Below are 15,231 nucleotides of genomic sequence, written 5' to 3'. Positions count from 1 at the left end.
CATACAAACGAAAAGCCCACATCGAAAGATGTGGGCTTTTTGCTTTCTAGCGTTTTCCTTTAACGCATCCATTCTCGTCAAATGTCACTTTATTGCTGCGGCCTTTTTTCTGGTTGTACACGTAATGCAATTCGCCATTACGGTTGGTGATTTTGTCCGGACGCCCCAGCAGGCTCTCGACATCACGCATAGTCATGCCGGGAGGTGTGCGCTGGTTGATGATAGCTGCCCGACGCTGTTCGGCGCTCAGGCGGTTGCCGCAACCATCATCGCGCGTGCCGACCACTACCAGTTCCTGGCTCGCGGGCTTCCTGCGGGTTGGCGCTGAAAGGTTTGCGGGCGGGAGTAGATCGATGTTGGTTCCCGGTGGCGCATTGAAGGCCCTTTGCATGCTGGTGCTGTGGCCTTCGGGGCAGCCGAGAGTGGTGAACATGACTTTTCCGGAAGCGTCTTCGCAGCGATGAACAGTGCTGGCGGTCGCGGGTGCAGGAGCGCAGAGTAGAGCGCTCCACAGGGATAGATGAACGGCCGTGCGCATGCTCAAGTCCTCCATGACAGGGTGTCGTGCAAGCCTAGCCGCAGCCTCTGGAGGCGGCGAGCAGGTTTTCTTGGCTGAATGTGACGTTGAGGCCGGGCCAGCTCACAGAGTTTTACAGGTTTGTGCTGCAAACGGTTGTTATAGGCCGAATTTCTCGCATGCGCTTCTCTAAAAGCGGTGTATCATTGCGCCCGTCAGCTCCGCCGGGGCTTGTGGAACACCTCCATGGACTTACCCAGTCGTTACTCAATAATGTTTTTCAACAATCATGAATTAACTGATTGATCTCCCGGCGTGCTCCGCTGCTGGGAGTGGAGTTCGCCTATGACCGAAAGAGAAGTAAAAAAAACGCAGGAAAGCTTGCAGGATCGCCTGGCTCAGGTTGTCGATCTGCTGCAGCGCCAGCGTATTGTTGAAGACCTGACCCATCGTCAGGAAGGTCAGCATCAGGACCGTGTAGAAAACCTGGTTCACCGGCAGAACCTCGTCGAGTTGCAACGCAAGCTCGAAGACCTTCACTCTGCCGACGTCGCTTATATCCTCGAAGCCCTGCCTCTGGAAGATCGTCTGACCGTATGGCAGCTGGTCAAGGCTGAGCGTGACGGCGACATTCTTCTTGAAGTATCCGATTCCGTTCGTGAAACCCTGATCGCCGACATGGATGATCACGAGTTGCTCGCGGCGGCACGGGACATGGACGCCGACGAACTGGCCGACCTTGCTCCCGAGTTGCCCCGTGATGTCGTTCACGAGCTTATGGAGGCACTGGATTCACAACAGCGTGAGCGTGTCCGTTCGGCTTTGTCCTATGACGAGGATCAGGTCGGTGCGCTGATGGACTTCGAGATGGTGACGATCCGTGAGGATGTCAGCCTTGAAGTCGTACTGCGCTACCTGCGCAGGTTGAAAGAGCTGCCGGGCCACACCGACAAACTGTTTGTGGTCGACTCCGAAGGCGTGCTCAAGGGCGTGCTGCCGATCAAGCGCCTGCTGGTCAATGATCCGGAGAAGCAGGTTGGCGAAGTCATGGCCAACGATCCGGTCAGCTTTCACCCGGAAGACGATGCCTACGATGCGGCACAGGCCTTCGAGCGTTACGACCTTATCTCTACGCCGGTGGTGGACAAGAACGGCAAGCTGATCGGCCGTCTGACCATCGATGAAATGGTCGACCTGATTCGTGAGGAGAGCGAAAGCGAAGTTCTCAACATGGCGGGTCTGCGCGAAGAAGAAGATATTTTCGCTTCGGTATGGCGTTCCCTGCGCAACCGTTGGGCCTGGCTGGCAGTCAATCTGGTGACGGCCTTCCTGGCTTCGCGCGTGATCGGCCTGTTCGAAGGCTCCATCGAGAAGCTGGTGGCGCTCGCTGCGCTGATGCCTATCGTGGCCGGGATTGGTGGCAACTCCGGTAATCAGACCATCACCATGATCGTTCGCGCGATGGCGCTGGATCAGGTCAATACCGGTAATACCGCCCGCTTGCTGCGCAAGGAACTGGCTGTCGGCTTGATCAACGGTTTGCTCTGGGGCGGGGTGATCGGCGTGGTTGCCTACATGCTGTACGGCAGTTGGTCGCTAGGCGTGGTCATGACCGCAGCCATGACGCTCAATCTGCTGCTGGCGGCGCTGATGGGCGTTTCCATCCCTATGGCGCTGGCGCGCCTGGGGCGAGACCCTGCTATGGGGGCAAGCGTCATGATTACGGCGATGACCGACAGCGGCGGTTTCTTCATCTTCCTGGGGTTGGCGACGATCTTTCTGCTCTAAGCTTTCTGTTTCAAGATAGGCTCTTAAAATAAAAAAACCGCCATGATCAGGCGGTTTTTTTATGCCCTGACGAAGTCTTCGGCTTGCCATGTACTGCCACTAGGCCTACGACTACTAACGAAAAAGGCTACAACGAAAAAGGCCAGCTTTCGCTGGCCTTTGTCTGTTACACCAAGTCTCAGGACTCTTCGGAAGCGAGTTCCGTGTCATGAGCAATCAGCGAAACAAGTGCATTCTGTTGACGATGTGAAAGCTGACGAAAACGTTGCAGCAGCTCGCGTTCGTGCAAGGACAGCTCAGGACTGTCAAGACGCAGGCTTGGTTCATCACCAAGTGCGCCTTCCTGAATCAGGCTTTGTTCGAGGCGAGCAATGATTTCCGAGTTCATGCTGCGGTGATGATTCTTGGCTACCTCTTGCACGCGATTACGCATGCCGTCTGGTAGGCGAACGACGAACTTGTCAGCCGTGCGGCTGGAATAAGTAGCCTGTTTCATAGGGCTCATATATTTAACCGGTTAGTTCAGGGGAAGCGGTTCTAGCAAGTGGCCGCAAGATTGTCATCGTGAGACAGTCATTTTGGCCAAATGTTCAACCGGGGTTCCAAGGGGCCGACATCATGCCGTAATACGTCGAATCCTTGGCGTCAATTCTGTGACAAATATTGACTCAGGTGGCGGCGTTTTGCCAGCACCAATTATCAGAAATGCGAGCAAATTTGCAAAGTCTTCGCATTTGCCCCTGAATAACCGGGCACGTCACCGAGCTTCTTTTTGCCATCATGGCCATCTGACTCTGAGAGTAGGTCGGAATTCAGCGCAAACGAAGCTACCCGACCAAGGGTTGCGAGGGCGGGGCGAAAGGAGGATTTGGAGGATATGAGCGCGGTGCTCGGCGCGATAAGCGGGTTGAGCGAGAGGGTTGTGAGCTTTTGGTGCTATGCCTTTTAGATTAGCGAAGCACAGGGTCAAATTTGATACGACGGCCGAGAAAAAGCGCTACTACAAAAAGACTGGCGAACACGCCTGCAGCGATGTTGGCAGCGATGCTCAGGGTGTGCGCTTGAACGGGAAGCAACAGGTCAACGATCACAGCCATAATCGCCAGGACCAGAAATGACAACGCGGATTTTGACATGGCTACTCTCTCTATAAAAAATGGCTGGTTCAAACGTTCTCAGAAAATCCAGCGCTGCTCGGCGCGTGGCATCTGAAGTGAATCATCGTCGTCATTGGCCAATACCGCTGCGCTAGCAATGCGGTCAGTCATGATAGCCAACTGAGGCGCATGGCTGATCTGGTGATGAACAGGAGCAGGTGCGGTGACCTGCTTGTCACTGGCACCGGAGTCATGAAAATGAAATGCCACCAGAGCCACCAGAGCTGCCGCATTCAACACTGAGAGAGTCTTGTTCATTTTCCAGTACCTGTGCCCGACCGTTTGGGAGGAGATGTGTTCACTGATACTGATAATGCAGTCTGCATGCCAATCAGAAAATGATAAAAATTCCTTTTAAATCAATGACATATGAATTGAAAAAAAGTCGGGTGCAGTGCGTTTTGCAATGATGGCTTTTTGGGGGATTGCAAATTGCATGATCGGTTTATTCAGCCGCGTTTCGGGGCGACATCGGCTACAGCCCTGAAGGGCAATGACGACATGACAAAAGCGGCACATGCCGCTAAGATGCACGCCGTCCTCGCTGGCACCGATCGGTGTGCTGGCACGCAGTGTCTCAGTAGCTCAATTGGATAGAGCATCCCCCTCCTAAGGGGAAGGTTGGCAGTTCGAACCTGCCCTGGGACACCATTATAATCAGGTTATTAGCTAGATTTTCCGATAGCTCCTCGATTGAGTTTTCTCTCAAGTCCCCACTTTGGTCCCCACTTCTCTGAGCGTTCGGTATTGAGTCAACTTTTCAAGGGAATCGGATTCTTCTGGCCGATTTTCGAAATTGATGCCTTGGCCGTTCTCTCTACCTGTGTAATTGAATCCCAATTGAAAAGCCATTGTGCATTTCAACTGATCCCCTGCGTCGGATTCGGCCCGCGCGCTTCGTAAAAATGATGAATGTTGCCTATGGTGGCGACAGGCTGAAATCGGCCAAAAGCGGGCACGACAGTTCGGCAATCCTGCGCGGGGCTCGACTGGTTTTGTCCTTATGTCTAAGTGGTTAAGGTCATGGAAGCAATAGGGGGGCGTGCTACCATATCGCCACCCTCTCCCCCAGAAGTCTTTTCTGCCTCTAGGTAATCGCCATGGACGATGTAGTCATAACGCATTTGGATGTGTACCAGAGCTGGCAAAACCATCTCTTCAATTTCAGTCTCGACGATCCCAAGACGAACGCACCTGGGCTGCGCAAACCGCAACTGGCGGCGCTTTATGCCACTCTGGGGCACCTGGTGGTTGATCCCTCTTCGACCGCCACAGTGGTCATGCCGACCGGTACAGGGAAGACCGACACCATGCTCGCGCTGATCATCGCTGCGAGGATGGCCAGAACCTTGATCCTGGTTCCCTCGGACGCCCTCAGGACGCAGTTGGTGGGCAAGTGCACGGAGATGAAGACGCTCCGCACCGTGGGGGCGGTATCGGACACGGCGCGTAACCCCATTGTTGCAGCCATCGATTCGAAGCTGTCTGAGGCGCAGGTTGCAGAATTAGCTACTGCCAACATCATTGTGGCCACTCCCCAGGCCCTGCTGCTATTCGAAGACGCCGTCTTGGGGGCGCTGGTGAACATGTGCAGCCACCTGATGATCGACGAGGCTCACCATGTCGTGGCAGTGAGTTGGAACCGAATCAAAACCGCCTTCATGGGCAAACCGTGTATTCAGTTCACAGCGACGCCATTCCGGGAGGATGGTCTGGCTCTGGCCGGCAAGATTATCTACAACTACCCGCTCCGGGATGCGCAGCTTGATGGCTATTTCAAAGGCATCGAGTTCCATCCGGTACGAGAATACAACCTCAAGCTGTCCGACCAGGCCATCGCAGACAAGGCTGTTGAGCTGCTCCGGGCTGACCTCAAGGCTGGGTACAACCATTTAATGATGGTGCGGGCCAAATCGCACAAGCGGGCGACAGACCTGTTTGAGATTTACAAGCAGCACGCCGACCTCACGCCAGTCCTGATTCACAGCAAGGTGCCGAACCAAGCCAGGGTGATGGAGGAGATCGTCAAGAAGAAGCACCGGATCATCGTCTGCGTCGACATGCTTGGGGAAGGCTTCGATCTGCCTGAGCTCAAAATCGCTGCAATTCATGACCAACACCAAAGCCCTGCGGTGACGCTCCAGTTCATTGGCCGGCTGACGCGGGTTGATGCCGCCCTGGGTGATGCCAAGTTCGTGGCGAACATCGCTAACCAGAAAACCGACCACCAGATGGCAGACCTCTACAAGGAGAGTGCTGACTGGGGGGCAGTCATTCGTAATGTGAGCGAGCAAAAGGTAGGCCGGGAAATTGAGAAGGCGGACTTCAACGAGCAGTTTGCTGACGGTGACGATGCCCAAGTGATTTTTGGGCTGAACCCGAACCCCAAAATCAGCGCCGTGGCATATCACGTCTCCCCCAAAGACTGGACACCACAGCGCGCACAGGGTCTGGATGGACGCAGAGAAACACTGAAGTACATCTCGATCAGTGATCAGGCCGATACCGTCATTGCCGTGACTCGGCGAGAGACGCTGGTTGGGTGGGCTCAGACCGAAGAAATCGTCGATACCAACTGGAATCTGTACATCGCTTTCTATAACAAGGCGCAGGAAACCCTGTTCATTCACACTTCAGGTGACGACACCCAGGCAACTCGCTTTCTCAACCTGGTAGCCAAAGACCCTCGTCGCATCAATGGTGAGCCGGCGTTCCGTACGCTCCACGACATCAAGCTGATGAAGCTACAGAACGTTGGCCTGTCCCGCGCCCGGAAAGACCTGCGGTTCACGATGCACGTGGGGCGCGATATCAACCAGGTGATCAGCGACATCGAGAAGGGCAATGCGACAAAGTCCAACATCTTCGCCACCGGTTTTGAGAATGGAGAACGAACCACCGTAGGCTGCTCGCACAAGGGCAAGATCTGGGAGATGAACTCCTCTCCAATCAACTACTGGGTCGAGTGGTGCAAGCGCATGTCGGTCAAACTCAACGACAACACCATCGACCCTGCTGACGTGCTTAAAAATGTCATGCGTGTTGACCAAATCAAGGACAGATGGCCAGAAGGCCTGTTCTACGCCGACTGGCCTGTGTCGATCGCGATCGAAAACGAGCAAAGGATCTCGCTATATTTTCAGGGAGAGACTTTCAACCTTCTCGACCTCGAGCTTGGTAAGCCTGAGTACAGTGGCGCGCGGACGCTGGAGATCCCCGTCCTTGTCGCGGGTAACGATGGCGAAGAGCGTCGCCTCACTACCATCGCCATCAAGTTGTTGGAGGACGGATACAAGACTTCCTGCCCAGGAGTGAAGATCCTTTACCCCCACGAAATGCCACTGGACTCCTACCTGGATGCAGAGCCGCTTGTATTGCTCAAGGTCGACGGTTCCATGGTGCAAGGCAACTACCGTCAGTACTCGCTCAACAGCATGGATGTAAAACTGCCTGCCGGTTTGCTCGAACCCTGGGATTGGGGGAGGACGAAAATCCATCAGGAGTCCATGCGTGCAGAGCGACGTAAGGACTCAGTACAAGGCTTCACCTTTGACAAGATCGCTGATGACTACTCCATCGTCTTCAATGATGACGGCAAAGGCGAAATTGCTGATCTGGTGGCAATTCGGGAAAACAAGGACGCCATCTACGTCGACCTTTACCATTGCAAATTCTGCCCTATGACGGATGGCGTGGCCGCCCCTGGGGCGCGCGTCGCCGACGTCTATGAAGTATGCGGTCAGGCGTCCAGGTCGGTGAAATGGCTGTACACAGGCGACAAGTTCTTCAACCGACTGATGGATCGTTACCAGCAATCACTGCTGAAGGACTTCGACAGAATCCTGAAAGGCACGCCTCAGCAGCTGGAGATACTGCGCAACAAATGCCACGACCATGAGCTGATCTTCAAATTTGTAATCGTTCAACCCGCGATATCAGCGAAGAAGGTGTCGAAGGAGCAGTTGGCCGTCTTGGGAACGAGCTACTCATACATCAAGAGTATCTCGGGCTCGGACATCAAGGTCATTGTCAGCCCTTAATTGGCTTGCACCAGCGGAATTGCAGCTGATTCCGCTGATGTCCTTTTCTGGGCAGCCTCAAACGCTACACGAGACGAATTTTCGAAAAGCGCCAAGGAAAGTTTCGTTTCAGGAACGGCAGAAATTGTTGGGGTTGCAGTCAGCATAAACAAAATCCCCCCCTTCCACTAAGCCCACGCAGCAATCCAGACTTCTTGCGCTTTATGACACGCAGCGGAATTACAAGTTGCCGCCGATACAATCACGGTATCAACGTCGTAGCCTTATCTACCAGGAGCCGGCGGCATCGCTTGCGGTCTGCCCACGCAATGCCTGATCTTAGGGTGTGCCGTTTGTTAATCGTCAAATCGCCTCCTAACGACTGATGTTCTCCAGGAAGCAGCCTTTAAGCTGACAATTGTGTTCAAAAGCGCTCTCTCCCCAACGCTGCAGTCAAAGCTATGGAACAGCATTCACCAATGATGGTAATGTGCCATGCAAGCCTAGCGCTGGATATAAAACCCAAAACTCCTATCGGATTAGGGATGAGCAAAGGAATGAAGATATTCATCGTTGAGTGTGTGGATCCAATGGACCTTATACAGGGTAGGTCCGAAGCTAGTGCGTTGGAAAAGGTATGCACATCCATTGGTCACGAAGCTATAACGCTTACCGCTTATTCTAAAGATGACTTTGAAAAATACTGTGGTTACATTTCATCCATCGATTCAAATCATGACAGAAATGAAAACTCAGATACTCCGCTATGCATTCATATTGCTACTCATGGAAATAAGCGTGGAATTGCATTTGGGCGTGACTTTATAAGGTGGAACAGTCTTTTTGAGTCCATGCTTCCTGTTTTTACTAAAATGAGTAGATATAGAGGAAAGGTCTTCTTGTCTATCTCTGCCTGCGAAGCAGGCTACCAAGAGCTGGCCAGCGAAATTGAATCGGAATGGACTAAGAACTCTCGAGTCAATCCTCCTGAGTACATATTTGTTACTGCTGAGGAGGGTGGTGTGGCGTGGGATGATGCACTTGTTGCATGGACGGTTTTTTATCACAAACTATCAAGGTCGAATAATATAACAAGAGTTAGAGTGAAGAAAATCATAAATCAGGTTAAAGATTTGATTGGTACCGATATAGAATATTTCAGGTGGAGCGTAGAGAGAGATAAATATTTACATTACTGTAGTGAGGGTGACTAGTTGGCGTGCGGCGTGGCGGGGTCATCTTTATTAAACGCTACTTGAAGATTGCGGATTAAATGGTTTTTTGATTTTCATTGAGAGGCTTAGGCACACCTCCTCCTTGGTTCGAATGCCGGCTGATGGCCGGTTTGGGTCGATAGTTGCCTATTTTTATCAGCGGCAACTTGGTATTTTTATTTTCAGGAACTACCACCGGTGAGTTACTGCTCGACAAGCTGTAAGCCATCACGCCTCCTAGTACAGGCGAACTCAAAGGGTAGTTAACGGACCCAACCAGTTCACCTTAGGCGATTTCAAAAGTTTTGTCGAAACCAAGCTTTTTGTCGCTTAACAAGATTGATGAGCTTTTCGTCGTTGCTCGAATATGATGACTTGATCAACGATCAGCTTACTATCCACCTTTATGCTGACTAAGCCGCTATCGTCAATAAATTGTATCGCGGAAGCTTGCGAATACTCAGTCACTCTTAGCTTTCTCAGAGCCACATCTGGGTAGTGGATTTCTATAATGTGATTGAAATGCTGCGGCGAGTATGTCGGGCGAAAATTATCGAGCTCCGCTTTGGTAACCTCACGTTCCAAAGGAGCGGCAAGAAAGTGACTGAATTGTTCTATAATCGCCCCATCCTTGGTAGGGCGAGTCTCGCTGATTGCTGTTATGGCGAATATATCTTCATGGTAGTAATACAAATTTACCGAATGAAGTAGGGGGGCGTCGGGTAATCCGTCTTCGCCAATCTCAATACTCCAAACAGCGGTGGCATGGTGATCGAGTTTTCTGAACTTTCCTTGTACTAAATATGCGATCTCATAGGCACCCCCAGTGTACCTGTAAAGCGGGCTTTTACTGGTGTGCTCTTCGTAAAGCATAGCGCTCGTAACTGTGAAAGCTTTGTCAACTGGATGGACAGGATTGATAGACTCTGGCGGAGCGCTCTGACTTCGCAACTGCTCAAAAAATACTTCTGCACCCGTGCCAGTCGCAGTCCAGTAACCAGATTGCTCTTCATATCGCAATGTTGTGTCATATTGGAAGTCGTGAAGTTTGGTGCGTCCATTAGAGGGTTCTAAATAACACCCTATAAGTTCTATATTATCCCCGACTTCGTTGGCAGTTTTGTATAGAGCGGCCTTTAAAGTGGGGAAGTCGTTCTGTTTTTTTAGGGCTTCCCTTAGTTCATTTTCGGCAAAGCGTGCATAAATTTTAGTTCCTGCCCAACAGATGATTAAAGACTCGTTGATGATCGAGATTTTTTGCGTGTATCCAACAAGGGTGAACCCCGAGCCTTCGGGAAAAACTGTAGATGAGCACCCTAGAGTAGGCCAAGGAATTACTTTGTCAGATAAGCTAGATTCAGCAATATCACCGATAAACAGCCGTTGATTCAATGGGGAGAATCGCGCAATTACGGTCATTTAAACATTCCAGAGAAACATAGGGTGGTTTTAGGAGAAGCGTAACAAGTATAAACCGATGGGAGCTCAGTAAGCCCTCAAAAATAGGAAGAAAGTGGTTTTTAAAAGCTCATATTGAAGCTTGGCTGATAATTTCTATATAATAGTGTTTGATGTTCAAATGCTACATATTCTACCTTTAAGGCAGCAGAGGTCGCGACTGCGCGACTGCGCGACTGCGCGACTGCGCGACTGCACGACTGGTCGCAATGGGTCGAGGCTGTGTAAAAACGTTCATCAGCGCGACAGGTACTCAAAACCGGACTGGAAATCGCGCTTCTACGCAAAATCCACATCTGCTGACGTGCCGATAAATTTCAGATTTAACGTAGACGCGCACGCCTCAATTTTGGCGAAGCGTTTTTACACACTCTGGATCGGTTGCTGCTCTTCGCGACAGGCAGCAACCATCCAATAGCTCTGACGTTCAGCCAGGGACTGCTTCCAGTCAGAAACAGTCGTAAGGTGACTACGAAACCCGGGGCGATTCACAGCTGTCACCGGTAGAGTTTGAAAAACGTTACGCAATGAGCTTGCAAGGTGTCTAGAGAATCCGGGGCGATTCAGGCTGCTCAGATACGCGAAGCAGACAACGCTGTGGATGTGTGGCGTTTCACAATCTTACTTTCTAAGGTGGTCGATGGGCGATTTTGCTCTTCAGAACTCATGGGGAACATCTCTAGTCCAATCATTCGGCGGTTTGGTTCGACTCTTGAAGATCAGATTTACGACCGAATTCGGAAATGGAAGAGTAAGCGTCAGCCAAGGCTGTTTGGTATGAATCCACCTGCAAAATCACTCATTGTAGGCTACCGAGCCGCTGGTTGAGCAATTAACGTTAAGATTTGAACAAGTGGGTCACCAAGTCCGGCGTGCATGCGCGGACCTTGGTGATTAATTTCTGCCGGGTTTAAGCCGATGTGTGTAGTGGTCTAATGATTCCGGACACCCATTTAGGCGAAAATATCGCCAAATAGAGGTGTCAAATCAAGTCGAGACTTTTACACCTCAGCAACTCAAACTCCCCCTTCTTATAAAGCAATCCAATCAAGCTGATTTGCACGACCGATCAAGTGGTTCACGTATCACAGCTCAATCACTATCTTGCCAACCTGCGCATTGGACTTCATGTACTGATGCGCTTCAACTATCTCGCTAAGCGGGAAGACTTATGAAACAACGGCCGCTCTCAAATCCCTGGGTGATGACGTCCTTGGCACGTTTCAGGCGTTCAGGATTCTAGCTAATCTCAAACAGCTGGTAGCCACGAATGGTCAGATTCCTTGGACAGTAACTCCATGACAGGAATACTCAGGTCTGCGGTCTCAAGCGCTCCATACTCGAAGAAAATGCCCAGATACGACAGTGCGCGAAGGATGTTTGCAACCTCAGGACCGCCAACCTGGTCGAAGGCCATGCGCGCCTTTGCCATCAGTCATACGGTTCACTTCAGCGACCAGATCCTGCTCCAGCGCTGCAATGACGTGCACAGCGCCGGTTTTCAGGAGTATGTGGCAGCCGCCTGAACCGAGGTGAGCACAGTTGACTGCTTCATCCACTCCAGCCCAGCCCTGAACTATCACGGGTTCTCTTCCGTCGCCTCCTTCCCAGCCCCCTCATTAATCAACACCATGCTCTGCGGTGCAGACAGCGCTACACCCAGCTCCCTTAGACGCCCCAGAACCGTAAACAACAGATCACTCCGCGCACCTCCCACCGAGCGTGGGCTGTTCACGTAGCCGCTGGCGCTGATGATCAAACCGGTATTGGTCAGGTCTTTGAAGGTGACTGAAGGTGCAGGCGTGTCGAGTATCGCTTCGTGCTCGGTAAAGGCCTGCAACAGCAGCTCGCGTATTTGCAGAACATCTGTTTCCAGTGGCAGGGTGAGGGTAATTCCGACTACGCCCAGCGCGTTGCCCATGGTGACGTTGCGCACGTTTTGCGTGATGAACTGCGAGTTCGGCACGATCACTGTCGAGCGGTCGCCCATCTGGATTTCGGTCGCGCGGACGTTGATCCGGCGAATATCGCCTTCGACCCCTGCCAGGCTTACCCAGTCGCCGACTTTGACCGGGCGTTCTGTCAGCAGAATCAGGCCCGAGATAAAGTTCTGCACAATGGCCTGCAGACCGAAACCGATCCCCACCGATAGCGCACTGACCACCCAGGTCAAATTGGTCAGGCTGATCTTGAGCGTTGACATCACCACGGCCACCACCAGCACAAAGCCGATGTAGCCGATCAAGGTCACCAGCGAGGCCTGCATGCCTGCGTCCATGTTGGTCTCGGGCAGAAGGCGTTCTCCAAACCACTCCTTGAGTACACGCACGCCCAGCAGGCCGACAACCAGGCAAATCAGTGCCATCAGAATATCGCTGGGGACGATGTTCAGGTTGCCCAGGGATTTGGACGTGACGTCCATTTGAGTGAAACTTGCGAGCAGGTCGCCCGGGCTGGAACCCGAAGGCAGGAAAGCCAGCAGCAATGCGGTAAGCAACAGCAGGGTACGGCCTATGCCTGCCAGTACGGTGCTTGCCTGGGCTTGGTGACGGGCGGACAAGCCCAGCGCCGAACCCAACGCCATGCCGCCAGGTTGTTTGGGCGACAGAAGGGTCTCGCAGATGTCACCGAAGCAGGCGATCAATAGATACGCAGTGGACGCCACCACGCTCACCCAAAGCAGTTTCACCGCCAGAAAGTAAGCCAGCGTCAGGTAGCCGCTGAGCAACGCCAGCAAGCTCAGGCCGACCCATACCGCAACGATAAAGGGAAGCAGCCCGACGAAACCTGCTGGCCGCTCCAGCTCGAAGCGTCGGCGGGTTCGGCGGTAGCGCACCAAGGCGTAGAAAAACACCAGCGAAACCGCCAGCGCTGTCAGGCCATTGACCGCTACCGTCAGGGCCAGGCTGCTGGCTATGACACTGTTGATGCGCTCCTGCGTGCCGATGATCATGAGTGCCAGCGCCAGGGCTGGCGGGAAGCGGCCCAGTGCCGTGGCGATCTGGTCAGGGATTTGTGGCAGACGCCATGAGGCGTGTGCCCGCATCAACAACGCGCGGCCCAGACCGACGATGAAAGCGCAGAAAGTGATCAGCGTCTGCACCTGATCGAGCAGGTTGACCACGTCGTTGCTGAGCACCGCATTGCGCACGATCCCCCAGCGCAACAAGGAAGTGGCAACGGTAATGGTGAGAATGGTCGATAGCCCTACAGCCAGTGCCAGGGCGCTGCGGCGCAGGCGGCCTTCGGGTAGCCAGCGAATCATCGACCAGATCAGCAAGCGCTCCAGCAGGCGGCGAACAACGACCCACACGAACAGCGCGGCGACTACGATGCTGATGAATTGCACACGGTTTTCCGGTGCCAGCGTGCTGCTGAGCACTTGGCGGACATCCACCAGAAGTCTGTTCAAGCGTCCCAGGTCGTCATCGGTAGGACGAATCAGCGTGGACCAGAACGCCGAGCTGAGCGGGCTCGCTGTCCGCGTGCTTATCTGCGAATCGAAAAGGCTGCGGCGCAGATTGAATATCTGCGTAGCCAGGTCACGGGCTGACTGGCTTAACGTGTTGGTTTGGCGTTCATCATTGACCAGCGCGTTTTTCTGAGCGGTCAATGTCTTGCGCTGACTGGTCAGACTTGGCGCCTCGTCCGGTTGCGCCGGCCCGAGAATGTTGAGCTGATCATTCAGGTGTTCGATGTCGACAGCTTGTCGGGCAGTCAGATTGTCGGCTTGTTTCTGGACCTGCAAAGCGGCCTGCCGCAGGCTTGAAAGCAGGTCATCGTTGGCACTGCCCGTCACTTTTTGACGGATCTGATCCAGTTGTTCGCTCAAGTCATCCAGGCTCGGTGCATCCACTGCGGGGGATGCGCTACTGGTGCTATCGGTTTGAGGCGCCGGGCTATTCTGGGCCAGGGCTGGCAAGGTCACGCACAGCAAAAGCAAGGCGAGCAGCCCAGTATGAAAACGGTTCAGCGAAGCGTGCTGCATTCTTTTCCCTTCTTTGCACTGTGCGGCCTGGTAAACCTGTGTATTTCAGGCACGGGCCTTGTCTGTCTTGAGCTGCACTCACGAATCTCTGGAGCGCAGCCAATAGAATATCAAGGACTTCGCGTTTGAGCGCTGAAAACACGGGCCAGCGAAAATAGGGCGCTACGGTCATCCACCTAACAAATGTTAGGTAGGGTATTGACTGGACTCATAAGTGTGCTACGGTCTATCTACCTAACGGTTGTTAGGTATATGCCCACTCCATTTCACAGGCCCGACCATGACCTCCAGATTGCGACTTTTCACATCTCCTTCGGCTTTTCCGAACCCCCAGCGCCTGCGCCTGTTCATCCACGAAAAAGGCATTGCCGATCAGTTCGATGAGACAATTTACGACATGACCCCCGGCGGAGAGCAGCGTGGCTGGCGTCATCTCAATATGAACCCTTGGGGAGAAACGCCCACCCTTGAACTGGCAGACGGCAGCTTCATTTCCGAGACCGCCGCTATCGCTCGCTATCTGGATCAGTCTTATCCGGGCCGCAAGATCATGGGGGAAGGCGCTCTGGAACAAGGCCTTGATAACATGTGGGATAACCGGATCTGGGTGCATATTCTCTACCGGATCGTTACCGCGTTTCATGTATTGCACACCGGGCTCGGCTTCAAACTTGAACTGACGAAGAACGAAGCATGGGGCGAGCACTGCCGCAAAGAGGCGCTGACACACGCCGCATTGGTCAATCGTCATTTTGCCGATGGCCGCGAGTGGCTGTTGGGCGGCGAGGCGCCGACTTTCGCGGATATCACCCTTGCAACCGCCATTGCCTTCTCCAAGTTTCCGGTCAACGCCACGCCGCTGGATGAGCGTTTCGAGTTCCTGGACTTGTACTGGAAGCGCTGGCAGAAACGCCCGGGTTTCCAGGCCGCCTATGCTGATCGCAGCAGCGGTATACCCGAACTGGACTCGCCGGCCGAGTGACCGACCTGTTGCGCGCGCACATTATCGTCGGGACCGTCATTGCATGGCGTTCTCGACTTCCCCGTGCCTCGCACAACCGTTCTACCTGACAACAGTCAGGTTTTTGAA

The 15,231-nt window shown here is 53.3% G+C and carries 11 protein-coding genes, 1 tRNA gene and 1 pseudogene; 5 read left to right on the top strand and 8 right to left on the bottom strand.

Annotated features, from left to right (window positions below):
- Window positions 1-46: 46 nt before the first annotated feature.
- Window positions 47-538 carry an outer membrane protein assembly factor BamE gene (gene bamE, locus RYC17_RS15775; RefSeq protein ID WP_039847309.1) on the bottom strand — a complete coding sequence of 164 codons (492 nt, stop codon included), beginning with the start codon at window positions 536-538 and terminating at the stop codon, window positions 47-49.
- A gap of 324 nt (window positions 539-862) precedes the next feature.
- On the opposite strand from bamE, the gene mgtE reads away from it, so the two are divergent.
- Window positions 863-2,305, top strand: coding sequence for a magnesium transporter (gene mgtE / locus RYC17_RS15770; RefSeq protein ID WP_002554424.1), 1,443 nt, complete (start codon window positions 863-865; stop codon window positions 2,303-2,305).
- A gap of 178 nt (window positions 2,306-2,483) precedes the next feature.
- On the opposite strand, the gene RYC17_RS15765 is transcribed toward mgtE, so the two are convergent.
- The 3 genes from RYC17_RS15765 to RYC17_RS15755 form a co-directional block, all read right to left on the bottom strand.
- The gene (locus RYC17_RS15765; RefSeq protein WP_002554423.1) at window positions 2,484-2,810 is read right to left on the bottom strand and encodes an Arc family DNA-binding protein; all 327 of its coding nucleotides are present in this window, start codon (window positions 2,808-2,810) and stop codon (window positions 2,484-2,486) included.
- 445 nt (window positions 2,811-3,255) lie between these two features.
- Window positions 3,256-3,441: a PA3371 family protein gene (locus tag RYC17_RS15760; RefSeq protein WP_002554422.1), complete on the bottom strand. Its 186-nt coding sequence runs from the start codon at window positions 3,439-3,441 to the stop codon at window positions 3,256-3,258.
- 39 nt (window positions 3,442-3,480) lie between these two features.
- Entirely contained in the window at window positions 3,481-3,720 is a 240-nt protein-coding gene (locus tag RYC17_RS15755; RefSeq protein WP_005781885.1) for a hypothetical protein, read from the bottom strand.
- A 316-nt stretch (window positions 3,721-4,036) separates the two neighbouring features.
- Here RYC17_RS15755 and RYC17_RS15750 point away from each other — a divergent pair.
- The 3 genes from RYC17_RS15750 (at window position 4,037) to RYC17_RS15740 (ending at window position 8,695) form a co-directional block, all read left to right on the top strand.
- Window positions 4,037-4,113: transfer RNA gene (locus RYC17_RS15750), tRNA-Arg, on the top strand.
- A gap of 449 nt (window positions 4,114-4,562) precedes the next feature.
- Window positions 4,563-7,502, top strand: coding sequence for a DEAD/DEAH box helicase (locus RYC17_RS15745; RefSeq protein WP_122281820.1), 2,940 nt, complete (start codon window positions 4,563-4,565; stop codon window positions 7,500-7,502).
- Between the two features lie 440 nt (window positions 7,503-7,942).
- Complete coding sequence (locus tag RYC17_RS15740; RefSeq protein ID WP_147468583.1) at window positions 7,943-8,695, top strand: hypothetical protein; 753 nt, start codon at window positions 7,943-7,945, stop codon at window positions 8,693-8,695.
- A 55-nt stretch (window positions 8,696-8,750) separates the two neighbouring features.
- Here RYC17_RS15740 and RYC17_RS15735 read toward each other — a convergent pair whose 3' ends face one another.
- The 4 genes and pseudogenes from RYC17_RS15735 to RYC17_RS15720 form a co-directional block, all read right to left on the bottom strand.
- Window positions 8,751-8,924: a hypothetical protein gene (locus RYC17_RS15735; protein ID WP_193601373.1), complete on the bottom strand. Its 174-nt coding sequence runs from the start codon at window positions 8,922-8,924 to the stop codon at window positions 8,751-8,753.
- 101 nt (window positions 8,925-9,025) lie between these two features.
- Window positions 9,026-10,114, bottom strand: coding sequence for a hypothetical protein (locus RYC17_RS15730; protein ID WP_122281818.1), 1,089 nt, complete (start codon window positions 10,112-10,114; stop codon window positions 9,026-9,028).
- A 1,124-nt stretch (window positions 10,115-11,238) separates the two neighbouring features.
- Window positions 11,239-11,313: pseudogene (locus RYC17_RS15725) on the bottom strand (hypothetical protein); the annotation flags it as partial.
- A 419-nt stretch (window positions 11,314-11,732) separates the two neighbouring features.
- Window positions 11,733-14,141 (bottom strand): DUF3772 domain-containing protein, encoded by a 2,409-nt coding sequence (locus tag RYC17_RS15720; protein WP_005781893.1) that lies wholly within the window; start codon window positions 14,139-14,141, stop codon window positions 11,733-11,735.
- 280 nt (window positions 14,142-14,421) lie between these two features.
- Between RYC17_RS15720 and RYC17_RS15715 the strand changes: the two genes are divergently transcribed.
- On the top strand, window positions 14,422-15,123 hold the full coding sequence (locus tag RYC17_RS15715; protein WP_057405039.1) for a glutathione S-transferase family protein: 702 nt from the start codon (window positions 14,422-14,424) through the stop codon (window positions 15,121-15,123).
- The last annotated feature ends 108 nt before the right edge of the window (window positions 15,124-15,231 follow it).

Origin of the sequence: Pseudomonas syringae group sp. J248-6, from assembly GCF_032586995.1 — a bacterium.
GTDB classification, from domain to species: domain Bacteria; phylum Pseudomonadota; class Gammaproteobacteria; order Pseudomonadales; family Pseudomonadaceae; genus Aquipseudomonas; species Aquipseudomonas amygdali.
Note: the sequence above shows the minus strand (reverse complement) of the source record. Positions and strands in the feature narration are given on the sequence as shown.

What these genes read in the sequence shown, in the direction of transcription:
- RYC17_RS15760 (WP_002554422.1), bottom strand. Translation starts at nt 3,441, where the DNA reads ATGTCAAAATCCGCGTTGTCATTTCTGGTCCTGGCGATTATGGCTGTG.
- RYC17_RS15765 (WP_002554423.1), bottom strand. Translation starts at nt 2,810, where the DNA reads ATGAGCCCTATGAAACAGGCTACTTATTCCAGCCGCACGGCTGACAAG.
- RYC17_RS15730 (WP_122281818.1), bottom strand. Translation starts at nt 10,114, where the DNA reads ATGACCGTAATTGCGCGATTCTCCCCATTGAATCAACGGCTGTTTATC.
- RYC17_RS15755 (WP_005781885.1), bottom strand. Translation starts at nt 3,720, where the DNA reads ATGAACAAGACTCTCTCAGTGTTGAATGCGGCAGCTCTGGTGGCTCTG.
- RYC17_RS15735 (WP_193601373.1), bottom strand. Translation starts at nt 8,924, where the DNA reads ATGGCTTACAGCTTGTCGAGCAGTAACTCACCGGTGGTAGTTCCTGAA.
- RYC17_RS15720 (WP_005781893.1), bottom strand. Translation starts at nt 14,141, where the DNA reads ATGCAGCACGCTTCGCTGAACCGTTTTCATACTGGGCTGCTCGCCTTG.
- RYC17_RS15745 (WP_122281820.1), top strand. Translation starts at nt 4,563, where the DNA reads ATGGACGATGTAGTCATAACGCATTTGGATGTGTACCAGAGCTGGCAA.
- RYC17_RS15740 (WP_147468583.1), top strand. Translation starts at nt 7,943, where the DNA reads ATGGAACAGCATTCACCAATGATGGTAATGTGCCATGCAAGCCTAGCG.
- mgtE (WP_002554424.1), top strand. Translation starts at nt 863, where the DNA reads ATGACCGAAAGAGAAGTAAAAAAAACGCAGGAAAGCTTGCAGGATCGC.
- bamE (WP_039847309.1), bottom strand. Translation starts at nt 538, where the DNA reads ATGCGCACGGCCGTTCATCTATCCCTGTGGAGCGCTCTACTCTGCGCT.
- RYC17_RS15715 (WP_057405039.1), top strand. Translation starts at nt 14,422, where the DNA reads ATGACCTCCAGATTGCGACTTTTCACATCTCCTTCGGCTTTTCCGAAC.